The organism is Paracidovorax wautersii (assembly GCF_900113035.1).
Classification (GTDB): domain Bacteria; phylum Pseudomonadota; class Gammaproteobacteria; order Burkholderiales; family Burkholderiaceae_C; genus Paracidovorax; species Paracidovorax wautersii.
On sequence record NZ_FONX01000026.1, the window covers coordinates 1 to 19,838 of the forward strand.

Genomic DNA, 19,838 nt, shown 5'->3' on the forward strand with positions numbered 1-19,838 from the left:
TCTGAGATGACGCGGTAGATCAGGTCTTCTGGGTAGGACCGTGCGTAAATGGCGTAGAGTTTCTCTTTATCCGTCTCGCCTGTTACTGCGATCATGGCGTTGACGAGCGACTGAACGAGCATCTGGTCAGTGTTCAGGATCTCTGGCAGGTTGCTACCGGCGGGCGCTGCAACCCGAGCCCCTCGTGTGAACACAAGCTTGTAGTCGCCGCCACTGGTGACAGGCTCCACCGTGACGTTGACCTTCCATCCGCTGGATAGCTCTTTGCCGTCGATATCCGTCTGGATGTTGGTGAGCACTTTCAAACGAGTGCTGGGCTTGCGGTACCACTGGCTCTCACCATCCAACACCAGAAGTTCGAGGATGGATGTCGCCGACAGTTCGATCTTGTTGATGCTCTGCACGGCCAGGGCGGAATCGACCTTAAGCAGCACGGGCTTGCTGTTGTCGTTCTTCAACTGCAGAAGGGCTCGTAGCGGCAACGATGCGATGTGGCCGATCTGTAGGTTGTTGACGATGTATGGATGGATTCGGGCCTTGAAGCGGTTCAGGGACGGGTTCTGCTTGCTTTCTTCGTAGAAATACTCTTGGAAGTAGGTGATTTCAGAATTTTTCTTGGATTCTGCTTCCGTGTAGAAATTTGAGAAAACGAGTTGGCACCGCTTGAGCCGTTCCAGTTCCTCTTTCACGAGCTTGCGGTTGCGGCTCGGATTGTCGGGGGACAACTGAAGACGTCTGGCCACTTCCGCATAGGACCCCACAACCCAGCCCTCAGGATCTCGGCCGAGGTCCTTCCACATGTCGTTGACGACAGCGATCACGCTGAGCGTGACGGTCGTGTAGCCGGCCGTGACGTTGTTGCCAAGGATCGTGACAGATTGCTGCACTGAATCATCAGGGCGACTGAAAACGATCTTTCGGGGCTTGTCCAGATCTTTGGTGCTGGGGGGCGGGAACAGCAGCGGATTTTTGAACTGCTTTTCACCGATGACAGAGAATTCGGCTTGGAACTCATCTGGCTTGGCGTCAGGATTGATTTGCCGGCGGCTGCCCCGTTTGCGATGCAGCGATGCAGCAAGTGCCAACTCGGCATCCGTATCAGGCGGGGGAACCATGGACATCTGAGGTGTCTCATCGTTCGAAAGCATGGCAACTCCTTGTCGTTGACGGAGAGACCAGCGAGATGTAACATCCAGATTCGCAATCAAGGACATTGGAAGACTCACCGGTCAGACACTGTTCATTCCCAAGAAGTCCCGCGCCAACGGGACTTTTTTTTGGGTCGTTCCAACATAATTTTATCGCAATAAATTTCAGCGATTTCGTGGTGGAGCCGAGGCGTAATCAGGTTCACCCATTGTTGGGGCTGCGGACGAAAATCCCATGGGTTTCGAACTCTTCGCCCAGCACCTGCATGAACGGCTGGCAGATAGTACGCCAGCGTGGGCGCAGATCGTTGATCCGCCCGTCCATGATGACAATTTCAAGACCAGTGCCTCCGGCTGCACGCACCAGACGACCAACGCCCTGTCGCAGCCGGGCCACTGCGTCGTAGACGGCGTCCTGGGGATGGGCCAGCAGACGCATGGCCTGAGGATCTGGCAAAGGCAGTTTGGTGATCACCACTCGCTGCAGGGGGACGTTGGTGTCCATGCCCGTCCAAGCTGCTCCCGTGGCCAGCCAGCACCAGGCCGTTTTGCGGGCGAATTTCTTGGCTTGCTCGTCCATCGGCATGCCCTTCTCGGCCACCACGACGCCGGTCGTTTTCCCCATCGCTTCCGCGATGCCGGCGATATCGGCGTAGGAGTTGGCCAGCACCAGCGTCTTGCCTCCCCTTCCCTTGAAGTCCAGGATCGCGTCTGCGGCTTCGGGCCACCAAATCTCTTCGCGGCCACGGTAGGCTCCAAGCCACGCCTTGCCGTCTACGCCTTGCTCTCGCGCCGGGCGCAGCACCGTAACGCCTTCGTCGCGCCATTCCGCGCGCACACGGCCCAGATCCTGGAGCCGGGCTGCGGGGATCGCCAGCCGGCGCGCCTGGTGCTGTAGGGTCCTCACCCCGGCATAGGTCTGCCAGCTGAGCGTGCCGCTGAACAGCACAGCCTGGCTCACCCGGGCCCACAGCTGCTGCAGCACGGTGTCCACGCTGCCTGCGTGGCGCACCCACAAGAGGGGTTCTCCCCCCTGGCGGGTGACCACACTGGCGCGCCAGGTCTGGTGCTGCTCGGGTTGGGGGACCAAGCGGCGCACCACCAGTTCCCGCATGCGGCCGCCCAGCTCAATCTCTTCGTCGTCTGCGCCTGGCAGCGTCTGCTGGTTGCACCAGCGGGTGATCCAGGGGCCCAGCACGGCAGCTGGAACAAACTTTCCTGCCAGCCCCGCCATGGAGGCGCTGAGCAAGTGGGCTTCATCGACCAGCAGCATGCTGGGGCTGCTGGCTGCTTCAAGCACTTTCGGGATCATCTGGTGGGTGCATAGCACCGCTCGGGCAGCGCCCGCCGCCTGGAGCGCCTGGTCCTGCAGCTCGATGGCCAGCGCTTCGTTGTCGCTGTAATGGGATCGCCCCCAGGCCTGCGCCAGGGGGGCATCACAAAAGAGCTTCCATGCCTCAATCCACTGCGAGCCGATTGACAACGTCGGTACAGCAATCACGACCCGTTGATCAGCTGCTGAGGCGAGCCAGGCAAATGCCCGGGTCTTGCCGATCCCGGTGCCGCCTTCGAGCATGCCGATGGCATCCCGACGCAGCTCTGCGACCTGGTCAAGCAAAATGCGCTGCTCGGGGCGCCAATCGATCGCAGAAGGAGGGTCGATCCAGGTCCAATCCGTTGCGGCTGTCAGGGCCCAACTGGCCAGCGCCCTCTCGACTGCTGCGGGAGTGCTCCCTTCAGGAATGGTCGCTATCAGCCCCGGAGCGAACTTCCAGGGCATGGCCATGGGCTTCACCGACGTTGCGCAGTACGTCGCCAGTCGGTTCAGGGTTTCTGGTGTGGCAATGACTCCACGCGCCGCAAGGCGTGGCAGGCATTCTGTGGGGATTCTGCAGGTGAGCACGGGGTCGGAGTGTATTTGCAGAAAAAAGAATAAACAAGTATATTTTTCGGCATGCCACACAAAATTATCATCAATTCCAGGCAGGGAATTTTGGGGTTCTACATGCCCCGCCCAATGGCAACCGGCGATTTCCGGGAGGCCTGCTCCTTATGGCTCGATGAGATCAAAGGTGTGGCTGAGTTGACCGATGAACAAGTCAACGGAATCTTCAATCACTCTCAGGATGGGCGCCCGCGCAACGCGCTGTCACCCTACCGTTTCTCGACTGATGGGAATTGGGGCTTGTTACATGCAGTCGGTGAGACCGCGACAGGAATTGTGCGACGCGTGGCGAATGTGGCTGTGAAGAATGAGCGGTTGCCCGCGGTGCTCGCCGCTCCGCGCTGGGAAGACCGCAACGTGGGTATCGTCTCTGCTCCGACGCCCGTGCTCTATGAGATTCCTGAGATGATCGTGTGCCGGGACGCGACGCAGCACAAGCTGTGGGCCAGAGCGTCGCGGGCGCAGAAACTGCAGCATGTGCAGCAGTTGGTGCGTCGCGGTCTTGCAAGGCAGCTAGAGATGCTGGGCTGCGATCTGGATCTGGCGCAGCCTGTGGTGGTCCGTTGCGAGCGCGAGCGCGCAGTTCCCAAGCTGCGCAGGACCTCTGCCAACGCTTTCGTGCGTGTGGCGGCCGTCGCCTTTGAGCTACCTGTTGTTCTGCATGGCCACTGGGCTGCAGGAGCGCTTATCAACCGCGGATTCGGGGCCATCCATCAAGCGAGCGTGCATGAATGAATTCTTGAGCCCCACTGCTCTGGCCATTGGTGCCATGGGCTTCAAGCCGGCGGATCTTCCCGCTTCGCCAACCGATTGCAACTGCGGCCTGTGCGGAGTACCGCTGATCAAGGGCAAAAGTCCTGCCAAACCCTTCGTGCCAGGGCCTGAGTTCAGCGCGTTCGAAAGCCTCGATCGCGCGGCCCATGGACTGATCTGCGGAGCATGCGTCGTTGCGACGTCCACCACGACGGGTTTCATGAGCCGGTTCAGTCGCGCCGTATTCACGCCGGCCAGCGCTCTGCGCATGTGGAGCGCAGAAGACGTGTGCTGGATGGTCCTGCATGCACCGCCGCCCTACGTCGCGGTGTTCAATACCCGCTCATCTGGCCACGTACTGTGGCAGGCGCCTGTCACCCACGATGCACGCAGCATCGGCGTTGTGCTCGGCGGCAAGACGCTCACCATCGACCGCGAGGCAGTGAAGAGCGCTCACAGCGCTCTCGGTCGCTTAGGAGCCGCTGGCAACGCGGCTCTCGGCGCCAACTACCAGTGGCCAGTGCTGAACCTCAGCATCTATGACGATGTCGCGGATCTGTGCCGCCTCATTCCATCCCATGAGCGCGTGCTGCGCGCGAGTGCCGAGCCCCAGGTGATGGACGACTTGGACGTGTTCGACAACCTCTCGCTGGGCGAGCGCTGGGCGCTCTCCGCATTGCTGCTGGCGCGGCCGAAGCGAAGCCAAGAGCTGGGTGAGTTCGCTCGCCCTCCCATCCTCCACCGCAACACTCCCTCGGCCCAATCATGATCGTGATCCACGGCGTTCTGACTACGACTTCCCCACTGCATACCTCTGCTGGCTCGAAGGGTTTGCGACTGCAGCGTGACGGTTTCGTGTCCAGCAAGGACAACGACGGCATTCCCGTGGTCTCCACAGTGAACATGCCGCTCACCGTGCGCGGCCGCTACTACGGCGATGTGCCGATCTTTCCGTCCAGTGGGATCGTCGGCGCGTTGCGCCGCCATGCCTCGCGCCGCGTGCGCGCCGCGCTCACGGCCGATGGCGGCCGTATGTCCCAGCCCATGTACTACGCCATGCAGAATGGTCATGCGCCTGCGGGTCAGCTCAGCGGTGGCGTGGCCACGCTCAAACAGTACGAGGCCTCGCGTGGCGACCTCTTCTTCGGCATGTTCGGGGGGGGGTCAATGCGCAACGCAGCACGGTATATCCAGAGCGACCTCGTGCCGGTGATCGACCAGACGATCGACGCAGGCCTGGTGCCCGAGAAATTCGCGGACCTGTCGCCCACTTCTTCCCGCGGAATCGAGCCCTGGCAACTGGTGAGCTACCGTGTCATGCGCAAGGTCGATGACATCGGCCGGGGCCGCGACAGCGGCGTGGACGTCGATCTGCTCGACGACGACCAACGCCGCGAAGCCGCGGCTGCGTACGAGGTCATCACCCCTGGCACGCCGCTCTACTTCCGAACGCAGCTCGCTCCCGAGAGCACGCCGGAGCAGCGAGGCCTTTACCTGCTGGCATTGCTCGACCTGCTCGAAACCCAGCAACTGGGGGGCCGTGTTCATCTCGGATGGGGGGGAGTCATGGCGCAACGTTTTCGCTATGTGGAAGGAGTCAAGATCCGTCATGATCTCTTCGAGCAAAAAGCTGATGACGAAGGGATCGTGACGCTCACCGGTACCCCGGCGTTCAAGCAGCTCGTCAAGCCGGCCGAGAAGGCCTTGGCAGCCATGGCCAAGGCGCCGGAGGCCCAGCGCGAACGCCTGCGGGAACTGCTCGGAGCGTGAATTGAAGCCTTTGCGCGTTGACATCGTTCTGGGCGGCCTGACGGCGGTGCCTGACCGCCACCCTCCCCTGTTCGATGCCCTGCTGCTTGCGTGCGTCGGCCGCCGGCAGGAACTGCCGTTTGAGCCCGGATGCCTGCCGGTGCGATCGGTGCGCGACAAGCGCTGGGCGGCCGGCGAGTTTGTATGGATGGCCTCGGCCATCGACATCACCTTCGTGGGGCCTGCTACCGATCGATTTCTGCACCGCAACGCGAGGCCTCTCGAACTGCTGGATGACGCGCGTGAGCATCATGCAACGTCTGTCGATTTCGATCGAGGGCTCACCAAAGTGACGCGCAAGCGTTTTGCAGTCCGCCAGGCGACGCACGCCACCGCCTGGTGTATCGGGGATCAGGGAGAGATCATGGGCCTTCTGCAGGGGCTGCAGGCCTTAGGGGCGCATCGGCATCTAGGCCTTGGCCTGGTGCGGGATGTGCGTGTGGTCGAAGATGCATCGGCCGACGTGTGCTGTTGGAAACGCCCGTTGCCGGGCGTTCACAGCGAAGACCCATATGCAGCACAGCGCTACCGCTGTGCTGGAAGAGCTGTCCCGCCCTACTGGAGTCGTGATCTGCGCCTGCAGGCATGGTGGCCAGCAGATCTTTGACCGTATCATCGTGTTTGCACCATCATGTGGCGTTGAGCTGATGACCTGTAGAGCCTAGAACTGGTTCGACAACTTCTTGCAGCCTTCGCAGCATGGTGGTGCGACTTTTTCAGCTATCCAAGAGGGATGTGTTTGAACCGTCAGAGTTGGTTCAAACGCCCTCATTCTTCCCGACTTGCGACCTACGCTCGGCTTGCCTGGTTGAACTTGGCCAGCCATAGCGTACTGGGTGAGGTTAGCGCACCACCGTCAGGCCAGCATGGTGGCGTTCGGCTTGGGATGCTTCTTCCTCGGGAGTCATCAGGTCTTCGCCGAGTGCTGCTTCGATACGGGCATTGTGCTGCTGGACCGCATCGTCGAACGACTGCGCGCCTTGTACTTCGCGTGCGGTGGCGTTGTAGACCTGCTCGGCGCGGCGCTCGCGCGGCAAGAGCTTGCGAGTTCCTTCGGTCACGATGGTTTCCGAATCATCCGAGACGACCAGTGTGCGGCCGTAGATCATGTGTTGCACGAGCAACCGGCTTCCCTGGAGCACCAGCAGGGTTTCGTCCGCCTGCAAACGGCTCAGGGCGGCTTGGCCCATGACGGCGATGCGCTTGGCGATGATCTTGCAGGGCCGGGTGCTGGAGGGAAGCAGGACGCAGTCTTTGTCGATGACCACCACGCCTTCGGTACTGATGAGTTGCAGTCCGAAGTGCTTGCCCTTCAGGACGATACCTTCGCGCAGGTACATGTCCGCATCGCTCGTGAAGACGCTGTCGGCCACCTGGCTGGTGATCAGATCCCGGATCGAGTCGAACGCCACCGATTTCTCCTCCCGAGGGGCGAGCATGGGGTCACGGCCGGTAGGCTGTGTCTCAGCGGCGCTCGCAGGGCGTTGATTGGTTGTTGGAGCAGGTGCTGCCGTAGAAGCCGGACTGGGGGTACGTGGAACGACAGTTTCGATGTCGAGCGTAGGCGAAAAACTCATGTGACCTCCTGTGAAAGATGCCTCCAATTCTCTCATCTACCAATAAATATCGCCATCAAAAAATCAGAAAATCGGTTCCGAAGCTGCCGTGATACGAGCTTGAATTGGCGGTTAGCTGCAAGGATGTCCGGGTCGAAACTGCAGATGAATGGCTATCGTGTGATGGCCGTAGACCTGACTTGGCGGAGCCCCTTGTCCGTTACGTAGGTTGCCGTTGCAGCATCGACGTCCACGAGCAGTTCTCCGCTGGGAAGCATTTCCCCGACACGGAACAACTTGTTGGACGCGGAAAATGTCACTCCGTTTTGCTCGACACGAACTGCCCAGACCTTCGCTGGCGCAGCCACAGCCCCTGCTGAATTAGGAGTGGAAGCTTTCTGAATCGGCTCCTGCGTGGGCGCCTTGGTCGCTACAGCAAGGGCCGGCTTGGTTGGCTCGATGGCTGGCTTCGCAGATGCCGGCGCCTCCACAGGCCGAGGAGCGTTTGGACTCGGGGCAAGGGGCAGGCTTGCAGCAGGAGGCATTTGGTTGCGCTGCACCGGCACAGACTGAGCCTTGGAGGCTGTCGCAACTGACCCTGAGGTGGGGCCTGTTGGTGCGGGGGTCAACGGCTTTGGTGTCGTAGATGCGGGCGCCTGGCCTGTGGACTTCGGAGCGGCTTCTGGTTCGTCTTTCCGCTCATCCTGCGTCCTGGGGGCTGTGCTCCGCTGTAGGTCTTGCGCCGGCATCACCGCGACGGTGGCAGTCGCTGGTTTTGTTGATACCTGACGGGTGAGGTGCATCGCTGTGAAGCCGATGCACCCGATGACGGTGACCCCTCCGATGGCCGTGAGGAAGCGGACACTCCACCACTTCCAGGCCGCAGGCTTGGCCTTGAGTACGGCGAGCTTGTCGGTGTCCTTGTTCAGTAGTCGGAACAGCCCGTTTTCCTCATCGAACGCCAAACCTTTTTCCAGTCCATCGACCACAGCGCTCCTGCCGATCGGTAACTTGAACTGTGCGGGGATGATTCCCAGATCCGTACTGCTGCTCATGGTTTCGCTTCGCTATGACGCTATCGGGCCCGCCGAAGCGGGAGGTCAGCCACGGCGCCAAACACGTCATCCTCCATGGCGGACGGAGGAGCGCGATGTTCCGCAGGTGCTACGCTGCGCTGCTGCTGGTAGGGCGCTGCGGGCCGCGGTGCTGGAGCCGAATGTTGCTGTGCGCCTGGCACACGAGAGGGGCTGATAACCTTGACCCACTTCTGGACGCTTTGCCCCTGCAACTTGCGGTTCACGATGAGCGATTCGCGAGGGCGAATCCAACTCATCGTCTCCGGTTCGATGCGCAGCTGCCGCTGAGCGGCTGGCCAAAAGTTCGGGTCCACACCCAGGATCACCTTGGTCGCCATTGATGTGAGCAGTGAGTCGGGGTACTGGGTCGGCGATTGCGAGGCAAACCAGATCGCCAGGCCGTACTTGCGGGCCTGCACGGCGATCACATTGATGATGTGCTCGCTGTCCTTCTCGACGAAGTTTGCGCCTTCGTCGATCACGATCACCTCGCGCAGGTACGGCGTCTCGCCGAGCTGCTTGGCATGGTCGAAGATCTCGCGCAGCCGGACGTCCATCATGAACTTTTGATACTCGAACTTGATGGCATCGATCTTGTACCGCCACACCTGCTTGGACGGGTCGAACCGAGGCGGCGTATCCTTGAAGATGTCCGAGTTCGCGAGCGTGTCGATGATCTGCTTGACCGTGCTGAGCGAGTCGAACGAGTCGTACTTCAGCAGGTCCTCCAGCGCAGAGCCCAGCTCCATGTGATCAACGTACTTTTTGAACCCATCCAGGAAGGCGTCTTTGGCCTTTGCGAGATCTTCGGCAGCCTTGTCGTCCTCGTCTGAGGCCGAACCATGGTTGTTGCGTGCCTTCGCGCGGTTCTGCAGCTGTTTGGACACAGCCCTGGCCTTGCTATGGACCTTCTCCAGCAAAGCAGACTCGTGTTCGCCAAGGCCGGTAAAAGCCATCTGACGGCGGCGCGTTGCGTAGGCAACCAGTGTGGAGAGGGTCGGGCACACCCTGCCCCACTTCTTTAGTGGCCACCGTGTGATGCCACCTTCATAGGTGTTCACGTGCCAGCACTTCGTTGCACCATCAAACCGAAGGTCTACGGCGTCTTGTTCAGCGATCGCCTTGGCCAGGTTGTTCTCGGCAATCGGAATGTCCACGTAGATGCGACCTGGCAGTAGAGGTGCTGCGGGGCGCTCGTTGCTTTCCGTCCAGGTCGAAGGATTGCCCTGCTCGAAGCCGGCGGCCGTGTAGACGTCCAGCAGGAGGTTGCGCAGCACGTCAGCTTGTTTGGGGCCTAAGTTACGTGACTGGGTGGGCGAGAGCTTTAACGTGTTGATGAAGTCCTGGATGGCCCTTGTGACCCCTCCGAACTTCGGATCAGGGTTAACCTTCAACGGGTTGAAGCCATAGGGCGATTGAGCTGAGAACTCGATCATGGAGCACAGGTCATCGGCGATGCGAATGTCTCCATGCACATCGAACACATGGAATCGAATGGGGCGGGGGCTGCTCTGCGCGGTCTCCGTGATTGCGTGCCGAATCGTGTGGGTCTTGCCAGAGCCCGTGTCACCCGTGATCATCATGTGCGGATTCACGACCTGACCGAAGTCGGTGTAGACCCCTACGCGCTGAGATGAATTGGCGCTGCTGTGCTCGTAGCCCCAGAGGATCTTTGCGTGATCATCGTTTGACATGATCATTGCGCTGCCTTATTGAAAACGACAGGGCTTCCATAGTGGGCCTGCAGCGTTATCGAATCTGGGGTGACGGCCAGGATGTGCTCGCGCGCAGGTGTCTTGTGATCCCGGTTCGCTGGCGCAGCCAAGAACTCGTCGCCTTCTTTGAAGACGATGTTCAGTACGCGACCCGAGACCCACCATTCACCAGAATGTTTGTAGAGCTTGTAAACGCGAGGCGTTCCGACCGTCAGCGCATATTCGTATTTGCCGCCAGTTTGCAGCGCGATCACCGCGTTGTACGTGACGCCGTTGACCTTGGTGATGTTCGTGTAAGTGCCGGCTAGCACTGCAGCCTTAGGCTGAACCCTCGATTCTTTATCCATGAGCTGAGCGTATTCGGGCGGCTCGTTGGGCACGGCGCCGTTCTCAATATGCTCCAGCGCTGCCTGCAGGGCGTTTGAGCCTTTCGCATATGGCAGATAGGCAGCGAGAGCCCCGATGCCCATGAGAACCAGCACTGCGAGAACAAACAGAGCCAGCTTCACCAGCTTGCGGTGATCACTCCGCGGGCGAGCGTGCAGCCCGGCTCGTCCTGATTCAATGGTCGTAGTCATGTCAGCCTTCCGACGCGCTCAGTGCTTCATTGGCACGGCGCAAAAGCGCTTGGTCCTTGGCGGCAACCGGTCGATTCGTCGCTGCCGATAATTGATCCATCAGGAGCTTGAAGCGTTTGCTCATGTCGCCCAGGACGACGCGAGGACTCTCGGCCGCGGGCCGGTCGATGCCGACGATGTCTTGATCGATTGGCAAAAGTCCCTTGTTCGGCGGTGGTGTAACCCGGCTGCGAATCGAGCTGCGCCACACCTGTTCTGCTGCTCGTGGCGTCACATTCAGTGCTTCGAGGACCTTTGGCTTGCTTTTGGAGCGGGCGCCGAATGCCGAGACGAGTGTTTGAATGAGGGCCGGTAGCTCCATGTCCACGGTCGTCACGATCAAACGGCAACCGACCATGCGACAACCATCCTTCGCGTCGGCGGAGCCACGCTTGAGGGCAGTTCTTGGTGCCCTCCATTCGACAGATGCGCCGAGAAATTTCCGGGTGACTGACCCATCACGCTTGTTGCGAATTTCCGTGAAGGCTGGACGGATGATGACATCGGAGATGCCTGTTTCGCGCTCCAGGAATACATCAACCTGGGATGCGGCAGAGCTGGACAACTGCCACGCGTGAAGAGCATGTTCTGTTAGGCGTCCACTGGGAAGCAAGCCGAAGATCTCCATCGCAGCAATCTGCTTTGGCTCGCCCAGAGTGGTGCGGTTGATGTCCTTGAGCCAGGCGTACAGGTTCTGCGATGTGATGCCCACTGCGGGTGCAGCATGTGCAATCTGGAGCTTCACGAGATCGCGGCCTGCTTTGATCAACTGGTGCCGGTCAATAGTATTCAGCGGAGTCTCATTTGTGGTTTGCATGTTGGCAACTCATTCTCAGAAATTACTTCACTCGCTACCGCGAAGAGGGATGCAGCAGGCACCTTCCAGAAGTGGTAAAGGTGGCAGGACCAGTCGCGCAGTCGCGGCAGCAGTACCTGTTGGTAGTTCACGTTGTGATACGCGGTCGCACTGTTGTAGCGAGCTGCGCGAGACAGCAACGGAATAGGCCTGCCTCGTACATCAAGGAGCTTGAGCCGCATCCAATAGGCTGAAGCCTGCATTGCATAGCAGCCGTCATGCAGCAGCTTCGGGACGTCCCAGCCCTGCTGGGCCAACTGCTGCACTGTCCTGCTGTTTAGCCCCGGCTCGTTGAAGTCCAGACTTCCATCCGTGTTGCGCGTGAATTGTCCCGGCGTACCTCGCTCGACGGAGCGCACTGCCAGCATCAAGTCCGCAGGTACGCCCTGCTCCTGCGCCGCGACGATGACGCATGCGTCGGAGGACAAGGTCGAGACTGGCGCAGCATCCATCAGGACAAGCCCCAGTCACGACCAAACCCGGAGCCGGCATGAGGGGGAGAGAACACAGTTCCTCCTTTGGATGATGAGTCGGGATGAGCTGCTGGTGGCTGAACCTCTTTCGGTTCTGCTTCCAATTGGCGTTGCTGAACTGGTTCAGCGGTCGCAGGTGTCGGATCTCTTTCAGGTTCGAGCATTGCCGGCTGACGCGGATGAGTCTGGGGCTGCGGCCGAACGACCGGCTGGGCCTGTGGCGTTGACGTCGCGCTTGCCCGCTGACCGCCATCCATAGCGAGGAAATGCGGCACGGGTGCGAGTGCATCCAGTTGAGCGATGACCTCGTCGGGAAGGCCGATCATGCGCAACTGGATCGATCGCTCAACGGCGGGCGTGCCATGCAGGAGGTTCAGCCAACCGCGCATGGCCAACTGGTTGATCAGTCCGGACTTGTTATGTGTAATCGAAACTGCTTCAAACAACAGCTGTCCATCCGTGCCAGCCGATGGCTGGATAACCACCTTGACCGGCAAAGATTGGACGCCGGAGGTTCCGGGTCCCTTGGCCATGATCGATTACTCCGACGTAGCGCGCTGCGCGGAACGCACGTAGGCGCTCATTGCCAGCTTAAGCATGCCGCGGGCGTTGGCATATTCGGGTTCCGAGCGGGCCTCGGCTTGCGAATAAAGACCAGTCTTGATCGGTTCGGCAAGGGTGTAGGCCCCACCGCCCACAACGATGATCTTGCCCAGGTCATACGGCTTGGTCCAGGCTGCTCGCAAACGGCCGGAGATGTCCTGCATGCAGCGAGCGACTGCTTTGTCCACTTCACTCCGCACTTCCGTCCACTCGCCGCTGATTTTCAGACGGCCTTCTTTCAGCACCCGGAGCATCAGGCGCGGTGGGATGTCGGTGATGTCGAAGCTCTTTGCGATCTCATCGCCGATCGCGCCCATCAGTTTCAGCATGCCAAACTCGATCGAAGAGGAGCGTGACCGGTCGATCTGATGCTGGCCACGTTCGATGAAAGCGACTGCCAGGTCGATGGTTTTGCCGCCAATGTCAATCACGCCAACAGGCCCCTCCGACAACAGGTCGAAGAATTCCCGGTTATCGCTGCCGTCTTCGTTGATGGCCATGTCGAACACAGCCGCGATGCCTTCGCACGCGACGTTGTGGGTGACGATGTTGGCCGCGCTCTTGTTCTTGTTCAGAGGCCGGATCTTGCCTTCCAAGAGGTTCTTCTTCTTTGCTTCGATGAGTGCGATATTGCGCTCAGATCCGTTGCGCAGATAGTAATTGTCTACCGGCAGGCCCGTCACGATTCTCACATCCTTGCCGCCGAGCCCAGCTTGAATGAGAGCATCGTGGATCAGCACACGATTGACCGAGGATGTTGGGTAAGAGATGGTTCGTGTGTCGATAACATCCGACTGCGACAGGGAGTCCGTCACGGTGAACGCCTGCTCTCCGTCGCCCTCGTCGTCAGTGATGTAGATGCCTCCGCCTTCGTTCTCGTTCGTCAAGGCCAGCACTTTGTTGCCACGGACGACTTTGGAAGGCATCGTCAGCTGTACAGCGTTGACTTGTTTGAGGGAGCCGTCCGGCTGCACCTCGCACTCACGAGCGACGATCTTGATCGAATCGTGACCGTCGTCGCAGCCCACAAAGGTCACCGTTTGCTTTGCGCTGTCGTCGCTCTTGCGTGCTTGAGCTGCTTCTTTAGCCATGTAAACTCTCCAGAAAAATACCGCGTTTATGGATGCTGCCTAAACGCAATAATATGGTATTTTTTCACCAAGAGCAAGGCGATGGCATCAGACTTTTCCAATCACTGGCATGCGACGGCTTACCGGCTTATGGTGGCCAATATCCCTGCATCTGCGCTGCTGCCCTTCCCTGTTATGCCCTTCTGGCACCCGACCTGGTTCGTTGTGGGCGGGTTTGGCTGGGCTGCCTTGATGATCTGGTTGGGGAAAAAGGGGCTGGGCTTTGGCGGCCTGTCCATGTTGCTGAGGCGATGGCTCCAAGGGTCACGCTTGACACCCCGCGCCAGGCGCCCGCTGAGTGAATAAATAAGCCGCTGATTGATCTCAGCGGCTTATTTTTTTGCGGCGGCCAAGGTTGTCTCAGCGGCTTTCGTTTTTCTTGCGCCTGCCAGGTTTGTTCGCCGGCTTGCCAGGCAACGACGCAGCCACCCGCGCTTCTGCATACCACTTTCGAGCCCAGACCTTGGAGTAGCCCGTCATTCGGGCTATCACTTCATACGGTGTCTGCGTCTGCATGATGTACAGCAACCACTTGGAAAGGCGGCGCGTAATCCGGGCGCTGGTGAGTACGGGTGTCAGCGCTTCGGGTAGGGGCTCAACATCTCCTACTCCGCAATGTCCACATTTGTATCGTTGCGCGCTGATTGCGTACTCGACAGGCATGACGAAGCCGCTGGGCTCCTGATAAGGGAGGTCGGCCAAGCGCAGGACGTATCGTCCGTGCTTCATGAGCGAGGTTGACCCGCAGGTTTGGCAGCAGTCAAGTCGCCGCGGAAGTTCCGCTGCGATGTCGTACTTCAGCGCCCCCCGAGTGATCGAGATGACCTGAATGGCCTTACCAAAGTCCATGTCTGGACGCCCGGCGGGATCGGTGCTGATCAGGTCGATCAGCTTCCGTCCCTCCTCGGTAAGCTTTTCGACCGTCGCGGAGTCAAGTATTTCGGTCATGCCGCTAAGTAGTTCTAGTGCTTTGTCGCGATCTAAGCCAGAGTTCTCTTCTCTTCCGGCTTGACGCGGCGGCATCTTGCCACATCCGCAGCTTGATGGTCAATCCAAATGGACCGGAACAGTCGGATTGTGCTGCGGAATTCCAGAAGAATCTATCTTGACGACCTATGGGCGCGTAATGGCTCCATACTCTAACGCTGTGGCTTCGTCGATCCGGCCCTCTTCAAACAGTTGGCGCGCAGACTCCGCGAAGGACTGGCCGTAGTCCTTGTTGTTGATGAAGACGGCCATCTGTTCTGCCACTGCTCCAGGGCTTCCTGCCCTGTATAGCTTGCTCCTTACAGAGGGATCAAAGATGAGCCACTCACGTAAAGCAGCTAGATTTCCATCAAGGCACTTGACGAGTCGTTGAGCAATGATGAGCTGCGTAGTGCTGATGAGGTCGTACAGCCCTGAGCTTTGGATCTCGGCTGGGTAGCGCGTGATCAACCGTTGAAATGCAACCGTTGGATTGGTTGCATGGACGGTGCCGAAGACGGGATGTCCAGTCAGCGCGGCTTCGACGATGGCCTGAACAGTCTCCAAGTCGCGAACCTCACCGATCATGATCGCACAAGGGTGTGCGCGCATGGCATTCCGCACCGCGTCCGCGAAGGTCTTGAGTCCCCATGCATCGTTCACGGCCACTTGGTCGATGATCAGGTGTTCCGAGGAGAGATCATCCAGTGCGAACTCGGGCGGGGATTCGTAGCAGCGCATCACGCCGTGATAGGCGTTGCCTGTCTCTGCTGCGTAACGAAACAATGCGGCGAAGGTGGATGTCTTCCCTGATGACGTGGGGCCGACCACGTACACAGCGCCGTCCTTCGGATAGCAATATGGAATCAGCTCCTCGGGCATGCCAACTTGCGAAAGCGTCGGGGGCATGTCATCAAGCGGGCGCATCACGAACGATGCTGCTCCAGGGTGGCGGACAGAATTGAGTGCGGTCATGTTGACGCGCAATCGACGCCTGTTGCCTGCGATGTCATCGATGGTGAAGCCGCCGTCGTAGTCCGAACTTTGGGAGAGGATGCTGGTTGCGCCCTCCTTTCCGCGGATCACTCGGGCGAATTGCTCGAATTCATTTTGATCTATCGGGCTTGCTGTCATTCGTGAAAGCGAGCCTTTGATTTCCAGAATGATTGGATGACCAACGGTGATGTGGATGTTAGAGGGCTTGTGCAGCAGTGCCTCACGAATCGCTTCGTTGACATCCACACTGGTCCTGAAGCTCATCGGTCGTTGGGAGTTTGTCGATTCCCAATCGAGAAGCTTGAGTCTCAATGAGCCGATTTGGAACGGCCGCCTGATCTTTGGCACTTGCATACGTAGAAGGCGTCAAGCGCCTTGATGTTAGCGCACCGACCAGCTCTTCACGAGGTCATCCATCGTGGGCGCTGTAACCTTGATTCGATCCGCCTCTGCGGTCGATGGCTTGTTGATTTCATCGAATATTTTCGATGTGCTGGATCGGTCGATCAGCGCGAGCCACTGCGAGAGGTTGGGATTGAAGACCGGCTTTGCTTCAATCTTGTAAGTGCTCTCGTCAACGATCATCTTGGATGCATCGCCGGTAATCGCCACGTCGTGGCGGCTGATGATGGGCTGTGTGACCATGCCACTCTTCAGGAGGGCATGGTATGTGTTCATTCCGATCCAATCGTTCTGCAGTCGAGTCAGGCCCTTGTAGAACATCTGGTTCGCTTGTTCCACACCGGCGTTCCAGCCGATTTCAAGGCCAGCCTTTGCTGCGGCCTCTTCTTCACCGTTCGCGGGTTTGAGTGATGGATGTGTCCTGCCCAGATCGTTCCAAATTGGGAGGGGCAGGTACGTCCGCCAGGTCGGCGCTCGCGTCGCAAACGCCGCTTGGCGGACGATCTGAAATTGCATGGAGCTGTACCGCAGCATGTCGCCCTGCTGCTCGGTCACGTTCTCCATTTTCCGGATCACTGGCGGCACAACATTATTGGCCAGCATCAGTGAGGGAAAGTCATACGCATCGTCAAGCAGACGGCCGTACGTATCAAGGAGCTTGTTGATCGCCTCGCTTTGCTTGGCAAGGCCTGAGCGCATGGCTGCAGACATGGCCGCTTCGCGAACCATTTTTATGCGCAAGGAAGATGGGGAGTCAGTGGTCTTGAGAGTTGCTGGCTTGGGAACGTCACTCCCTGGGGCAGCCTGAGCATAGCTATCGATGCTCAGGCCAGCCAGGCTCAGCATTGCGGCAGCTATTGACCACGTGAGAGCTTTGGTCATTGCCCTTGCGAATCCTGGCCGCCCAACTCGGGGCCTTCTTCCGCGAACTCGGGGCCTTCTTCCGCGCTATGGGGGAAAGCTTCGGCAAGCGAGCGCAATGTGGGGTTCACGTATTCCACCCGGGGTTCAACGCCATCTTCCCCGTCAGCCCCCTGCCCTGCTTGGCTCGTTGCATTGTCTGCGTTCGTCATCTCAGCTATCCCTCTCCAAAAGTTCAGATCAGTCAATCACGGTAAGACAGCGCGACCGAAGACTTGCCGCCCTCGACCACTTCCACATGCACGTCACACCGTTGCCCGCATTGGGTTCCGATGTCACGAAGAATCGTCACGGAGTCTTGTTGCTCATGCCGAAGCGAAACGATCACCTCGCTCCGTTTTTTGCCTGCGACATTGAAATCCCAGCCGAGTCGGCGCGACAGCAAGCGTGTGGCGTTCTCGACGGGGCCGACGTAATCGATGTCGATCCTTGCGGTCGCAGGGACTGCCTGTTCGTCGCTCATTGCAGTCGATGCCGTGGTCGGTGTTGCTTGCATGGCGACCTGACGCACGCGGATCTCTACTGCACGGGTCGCTGCTTCCTTCAATGCTTTGGATAGCTCATCGGAGGGGCCGGTCGTTTTGCTGACTTCTGGCTGCGTTGCGCAACCGGCCAGGAAGATGGCTGCAGAGGCGGTTGCGGTAGCAAGGCCGAGACCTCGAAAACTCATGGGCAAAGATCCGTTAAATTGTCACAAACTGTTTCTGCGCTCCCGTAAAAGATGCTTGGATGTCGCCTCTTGGTTGCGCACGCGGGCTAATGATACTGCCGTGGCGGCTACCTTGCACATATTTTTATCGCCTGAACTTTTTCTTGCGTAGTGACTTGTTGCGGTGTTATCAGATGCGTGTCCGTAGATGGCAGCGATCTCGTTGAGCCTCATTCCTGTGGCTTTTGCATCAGCCTGGGCCTGGTGTCGTGTTGTGTAGAAGCAAGGGATCTTGGCCCGCTTGGGCCACAACATCTTCCCCGCATGGAACAGAGACACCCTCAAGCGGTTGTAGTGCGCCGCCCAGGAATGCTCATTCTTCGTTGCATCCGCGATGACCCTCGTAATCAGTGCCGCCTCGGCAGCGCTTAACGAGGCATACACCAGTCGGAAGTCTCCGTTGCCGCGGACGCCGTTCATATCTCGCTTGGCGTTAGGGAGTTTCAGCAGATGTGTTGCAGTCGCTGGCGCGTCCAGTGGTCGTGGTGTGCTGATGACCCTAAGCTCTGCTCCTGCCCATTCGGCTGGCCGGGGTCCGATGAGTAGACCTGCTTCGAAGTAGTCGGCCGCCAGGCAAGACGTTGCAGCCCCGCTTTTGCGTAGGCGAGCTAACAACAGCTCACGATCGACTTGACTGATCTTCTTTGCCTTGTTGCCACTGGTTCCTGGACCACCTTTCTTCGTGCAGTTCTTGCTGGATGCGTCCATCAACACCTTGATCACGCCTGGTGCAACCCTGTGGCGTGTCATGTGCTCGATCAGTTGAGCCTTGTAGAGCCGAAAGGTCCGTTGTGAATAGCGATTCGCCGAGGCCAAAAAAGATGCGGCAATGATCGATGGGTCGCTAGAGCCTGTCGTCTTCGCCAACTTCTCGGCGAGCCTGAGGCCTTGGGCCGCATAGGTGTCCGAGGTTGCTTGCTGCCGACCAAGGGGTGGGTAGTTCGAGTTCAAAGTCATGTTGCTGGCGCATCAAACCACTGACCTGCGCCCTCCTGCAACCTATTATTACCCCCGTTACTGTAGGAAAGTGAAAGCTGCACATGAATTGTTGCTGCAGTGTTGGCGCACCAGCTTGGCGCCTTGTCAGCTTCAGTTTCGCGGCTGATGTTCTTTGCAGGCTCGCCCCGAGGTCCGTTCCGTTGCTGGGCCTGCTATGCGCCCTAGCAGACAACCCACGAAGGACCTAAAAGGGGTAGATAGGCGCCTCTCAAGATCCAAAATGGATCTTAAAAGTATCCAAAATGGTCTCTGTGGATCATTTTGGGATCTTTGAATTGGATCTTGTATGGCGACCCACCCGGCGACCGCTGCCGGAAGATCTATAACGGTCTTCAGCGATCCAAAAAGGATCATAAAGGATTCTTTTGGCATCCCATACTGCATTTGGGCATCGTTGTGGGTGTGCTCTGTGGCGCGATTCGGTGGTGGCCTGTGCTATCTACTCGCTTGAAAAGTGAGAAGTACACTTCTCACATGCACAAGTCTGAAGTGATGGCGCTGTTGCGCGAAAAGAGGTGGACGGTGTCGGCATTAGCCGATAGATGGGGCTACAGCCGCCGCCATGTGACCGCCTGCATTGCTAACGAGGAGCGTGGCGCGTTGTGGAACGACGCCTTCAAGGGCCTACCCGAGGGGCCTGGGTTCTACAGGGTGGGTCTTGCCAAGGTGGCCCCGAAGGGGCGTTTTGACCTTGTCATCGGTTCGTTGGTCGCCAGCGAGAGTGACATGTTCACCTTTGACTACGGGACGAAGGGCGTTGTCCTGGATCAGATCGGCTTCGAGAGGTGGCTTGTGTTCTGGGATGGCAGCGGCGAGATGGAGATCGATGCCGCCTGTCTCCAGGAGTGGGTGATGGATCTTGGGATGGAGCACCAACTGGCGCCCCGGCTGCGCGAGTTGGAGTTGCCGGCAAGGTTGGAACTGGCTAGGCGACTGAACCTCAACTGACAAAGAGAGTTGAAAACGTCAGCTAAAATGGTGATACTTATGTGGACATGACAAGTGAAGCAACAAAAGAATGCTGGTGTTGGAAGATTTCAGTCATCGCATCCATAGCGGTGGCGACGTTCTTTGTTGTGTTTATGCTTGTACTTTTGGTAACACTTCTTACAAAAGACAAGTTGCGCTTGTCCTTGCAGGATGGCTCGCCGCAGGCCTGCTTTT

The 19,838-nt window shown here is 58.9% G+C and carries 21 protein-coding genes; 5 read left to right on the plus strand and 16 right to left on the minus strand.

The features are described 5' to 3' along the window. The coding region (locus tag BM070_RS22905; protein ID WP_139222913.1) for a hypothetical protein at positions 1-1,148 on the minus strand (1,148 nt) is incomplete at its 3' end. 202 nt (positions 1,149-1,350) lie between these two features. Next, positions 1,351-2,928, minus strand: coding sequence for a helicase C-terminal domain-containing protein (locus BM070_RS22910; RefSeq protein ID WP_175518587.1), 1,578 nt, complete (start codon positions 2,926-2,928; stop codon positions 1,351-1,353). Between the two features lie 174 nt (positions 2,929-3,102). On the opposite strand from BM070_RS22910, the gene BM070_RS22915 reads away from it, so the two are divergent. From BM070_RS22915 to BM070_RS24490, 4 genes are read left to right on the plus strand one after another with little or no spacing between them, the layout of a single operon-like run. Then, the gene (locus BM070_RS22915; RefSeq protein WP_092942374.1) at positions 3,103-3,828 is read left to right on the plus strand and encodes a hypothetical protein; all 726 of its coding nucleotides are present in this window, start codon (positions 3,103-3,105) and stop codon (positions 3,826-3,828) included. Continuing rightward, positions 3,821-4,615, plus strand: coding sequence for a hypothetical protein (locus tag BM070_RS24485; RefSeq protein ID WP_139222914.1), 795 nt, complete (start codon positions 3,821-3,823; stop codon positions 4,613-4,615). The genes BM070_RS22915 and BM070_RS24485 overlap by 8 nt, the downstream gene beginning before the upstream one ends. Beyond that, entirely contained in the window at positions 4,612-5,616 is a 1,005-nt protein-coding gene (locus BM070_RS22925) for an RAMP superfamily CRISPR-associated protein (protein ID WP_092942380.1), read from the plus strand. Before BM070_RS24485 ends, BM070_RS22925 begins: the two co-directional genes overlap by 4 nt. 1 nt (position 5,617) lies before the next feature. After that, positions 5,618-6,262, plus strand: coding sequence for a hypothetical protein (locus BM070_RS24490; RefSeq protein ID WP_139222915.1), 645 nt, complete (start codon positions 5,618-5,620; stop codon positions 6,260-6,262). A gap of 235 nt (positions 6,263-6,497) precedes the next feature. On the opposite strand, the gene BM070_RS22930 is transcribed toward BM070_RS24490, so the two are convergent. The 14 genes from BM070_RS22930 to BM070_RS24520 all read right to left on the minus strand — a co-directional run bounded on the left by BM070_RS22930 (position 6,498) and on the right by BM070_RS24520 (position 18,632). After that, positions 6,498-7,094 (minus strand): hypothetical protein, encoded by a 597-nt coding sequence (locus BM070_RS22930; protein ID WP_139222916.1) that lies wholly within the window; start codon positions 7,092-7,094, stop codon positions 6,498-6,500. A gap of 290 nt (positions 7,095-7,384) precedes the next feature. Next, on the minus strand, positions 7,385-8,266 hold the full coding sequence (locus BM070_RS24495) for a hypothetical protein (protein ID WP_139222917.1): 882 nt from the start codon (positions 8,264-8,266) through the stop codon (positions 7,385-7,387). Between the two features lie 20 nt (positions 8,267-8,286). Continuing rightward, the gene (locus BM070_RS22935; RefSeq protein WP_092942386.1) at positions 8,287-9,987 is read right to left on the minus strand and encodes a helicase HerA domain-containing protein; all 1,701 of its coding nucleotides are present in this window, start codon (positions 9,985-9,987) and stop codon (positions 8,287-8,289) included. After that, complete coding sequence (locus tag BM070_RS22940; protein WP_139222918.1) at positions 9,984-10,580, minus strand: hypothetical protein; 597 nt, start codon at positions 10,578-10,580, stop codon at positions 9,984-9,986. Before BM070_RS22940 ends, BM070_RS22935 begins: the two co-directional genes overlap by 4 nt. A gap of 1 nt (position 10,581) precedes the next feature. Beyond that, the gene (locus tag BM070_RS24500; RefSeq protein WP_139222919.1) at positions 10,582-11,436 is read right to left on the minus strand and encodes a hypothetical protein; all 855 of its coding nucleotides are present in this window, start codon (positions 11,434-11,436) and stop codon (positions 10,582-10,584) included. Beyond that, on the minus strand, positions 11,409-11,903 hold the full coding sequence (locus tag BM070_RS24505) for a lysozyme family protein (protein ID WP_139222920.1): 495 nt from the start codon (positions 11,901-11,903) through the stop codon (positions 11,409-11,411). Before BM070_RS24505 ends, BM070_RS24500 begins: the two co-directional genes overlap by 28 nt. A 23-nt stretch (positions 11,904-11,926) precedes the next feature. Continuing rightward, entirely contained in the window at positions 11,927-12,481 is a 555-nt protein-coding gene (locus tag BM070_RS24510; protein WP_139222921.1) for a hypothetical protein, read from the minus strand. Between the two features lie 6 nt (positions 12,482-12,487). Next, entirely contained in the window at positions 12,488-13,642 is a 1,155-nt protein-coding gene (parM, locus tag BM070_RS22945) for a ParM/StbA family protein (protein WP_092942392.1), read from the minus strand. Positions 13,643-14,041: 399 nt separating this feature from the next. After that, positions 14,042-14,629 (minus strand): hypothetical protein, encoded by a 588-nt coding sequence (locus tag BM070_RS22950; RefSeq protein WP_092942395.1) that lies wholly within the window; start codon positions 14,627-14,629, stop codon positions 14,042-14,044. Between the two features lie 165 nt (positions 14,630-14,794). After that, positions 14,795-15,907, minus strand: a complete 1,113-nt coding sequence (locus BM070_RS22955) for a type IV pilus twitching motility protein PilT (RefSeq protein ID WP_175518588.1) — start codon at positions 15,905-15,907, stop codon at positions 14,795-14,797. A 117-nt stretch (positions 15,908-16,024) separates the two neighbouring features. Beyond that, complete coding sequence (locus BM070_RS22960; protein WP_092942401.1) at positions 16,025-16,927, minus strand: type IV secretory system conjugative DNA transfer family protein; 903 nt, start codon at positions 16,925-16,927, stop codon at positions 16,025-16,027. After that, complete coding sequence (locus BM070_RS24515) at positions 16,924-17,118, minus strand: hypothetical protein (RefSeq protein WP_139222922.1); 195 nt, start codon at positions 17,116-17,118, stop codon at positions 16,924-16,926. The genes BM070_RS22960 and BM070_RS24515 overlap by 4 nt, the downstream gene beginning before the upstream one ends. 32 nt (positions 17,119-17,150) lie before the next feature. Beyond that, positions 17,151-17,636, minus strand: coding sequence for a DotD/TraH family lipoprotein (locus BM070_RS22965; RefSeq protein ID WP_092942404.1), 486 nt, complete (start codon positions 17,634-17,636; stop codon positions 17,151-17,153). Between the two features lie 21 nt (positions 17,637-17,657). Next, the gene (locus BM070_RS24520) at positions 17,658-18,632 is read right to left on the minus strand and encodes a hypothetical protein (RefSeq protein ID WP_139222923.1); all 975 of its coding nucleotides are present in this window, start codon (positions 18,630-18,632) and stop codon (positions 17,658-17,660) included. Between the two features lie 516 nt (positions 18,633-19,148). On the opposite strand from BM070_RS24520, the gene BM070_RS22970 reads away from it, so the two are divergent. Further along, positions 19,149-19,622 carry a hypothetical protein gene (locus BM070_RS22970; protein WP_092942407.1) on the plus strand — a complete coding sequence of 158 codons (474 nt, stop codon included), beginning with the start codon at positions 19,149-19,151 and terminating at the stop codon, positions 19,620-19,622. Positions 19,623-19,838 lie beyond the last annotated feature (216 nt).

What these genes read in the sequence shown, in the direction of transcription:
- BM070_RS22965 (WP_092942404.1), bottom strand. Translation starts at nt 17,636, where the DNA reads ATGAGTTTTCGAGGTCTCGGCCTTGCTACCGCAACCGCCTCTGCAGCC.
- BM070_RS24510 (WP_139222921.1), bottom strand. Translation starts at nt 12,481, where the DNA reads ATGGCCAAGGGACCCGGAACCTCCGGCGTCCAATCTTTGCCGGTCAAG.
- parM (WP_092942392.1), bottom strand. Translation starts at nt 13,642, where the DNA reads ATGGCTAAAGAAGCAGCTCAAGCACGCAAGAGCGACGACAGCGCAAAG.
- BM070_RS22960 (WP_092942401.1), bottom strand. Translation starts at nt 16,927, where the DNA reads ATGACCAAAGCTCTCACGTGGTCAATAGCTGCCGCAATGCTGAGCCTG.
- BM070_RS22935 (WP_092942386.1), bottom strand. Translation starts at nt 9,987, where the DNA reads ATGATCATGTCAAACGATGATCACGCAAAGATCCTCTGGGGCTACGAG.
- BM070_RS22955 (WP_175518588.1), bottom strand. Translation starts at nt 15,907, where the DNA reads ATGAGCTTCAGGACCAGTGTGGATGTCAACGAAGCGATTCGTGAGGCA.
- BM070_RS22925 (WP_092942380.1), top strand. Translation starts at nt 4,612, where the DNA reads ATGATCGTGATCCACGGCGTTCTGACTACGACTTCCCCACTGCATACC.
- BM070_RS24495 (WP_139222917.1), bottom strand. Translation starts at nt 8,266, where the DNA reads ATGAGCAGCAGTACGGATCTGGGAATCATCCCCGCACAGTTCAAGTTA.
- BM070_RS22930 (WP_139222916.1), bottom strand. Translation starts at nt 7,094, where the DNA reads ATGCTCGCCCCTCGGGAGGAGAAATCGGTGGCGTTCGACTCGATCCGG.
- BM070_RS24520 (WP_139222923.1), bottom strand. Translation starts at nt 18,632, where the DNA reads ATGACTTTGAACTCGAACTACCCACCCCTTGGTCGGCAGCAAGCAACC.
- BM070_RS24515 (WP_139222922.1), bottom strand. Translation starts at nt 17,118, where the DNA reads ATGACGAACGCAGACAATGCAACGAGCCAAGCAGGGCAGGGGGCTGAC.
- BM070_RS24485 (WP_139222914.1), top strand. Translation starts at nt 3,821, where the DNA reads ATGAATGAATTCTTGAGCCCCACTGCTCTGGCCATTGGTGCCATGGGC.
- BM070_RS22940 (WP_139222918.1), bottom strand. Translation starts at nt 10,580, where the DNA reads ATGACTACGACCATTGAATCAGGACGAGCCGGGCTGCACGCTCGCCCG.
- BM070_RS22950 (WP_092942395.1), bottom strand. Translation starts at nt 14,629, where the DNA reads ATGACCGAAATACTTGACTCCGCGACGGTCGAAAAGCTTACCGAGGAG.
- BM070_RS22910 (WP_175518587.1), bottom strand. Translation starts at nt 2,928, where the DNA reads ATGCCCTGGAAGTTCGCTCCGGGGCTGATAGCGACCATTCCTGAAGGG.
- BM070_RS22970 (WP_092942407.1), top strand. Translation starts at nt 19,149, where the DNA reads ATGCACAAGTCTGAAGTGATGGCGCTGTTGCGCGAAAAGAGGTGGACG.
- BM070_RS22915 (WP_092942374.1), top strand. Translation starts at nt 3,103, where the DNA reads ATGCCACACAAAATTATCATCAATTCCAGGCAGGGAATTTTGGGGTTC.
- BM070_RS24500 (WP_139222919.1), bottom strand. Translation starts at nt 11,436, where the DNA reads ATGCAAACCACAAATGAGACTCCGCTGAATACTATTGACCGGCACCAG.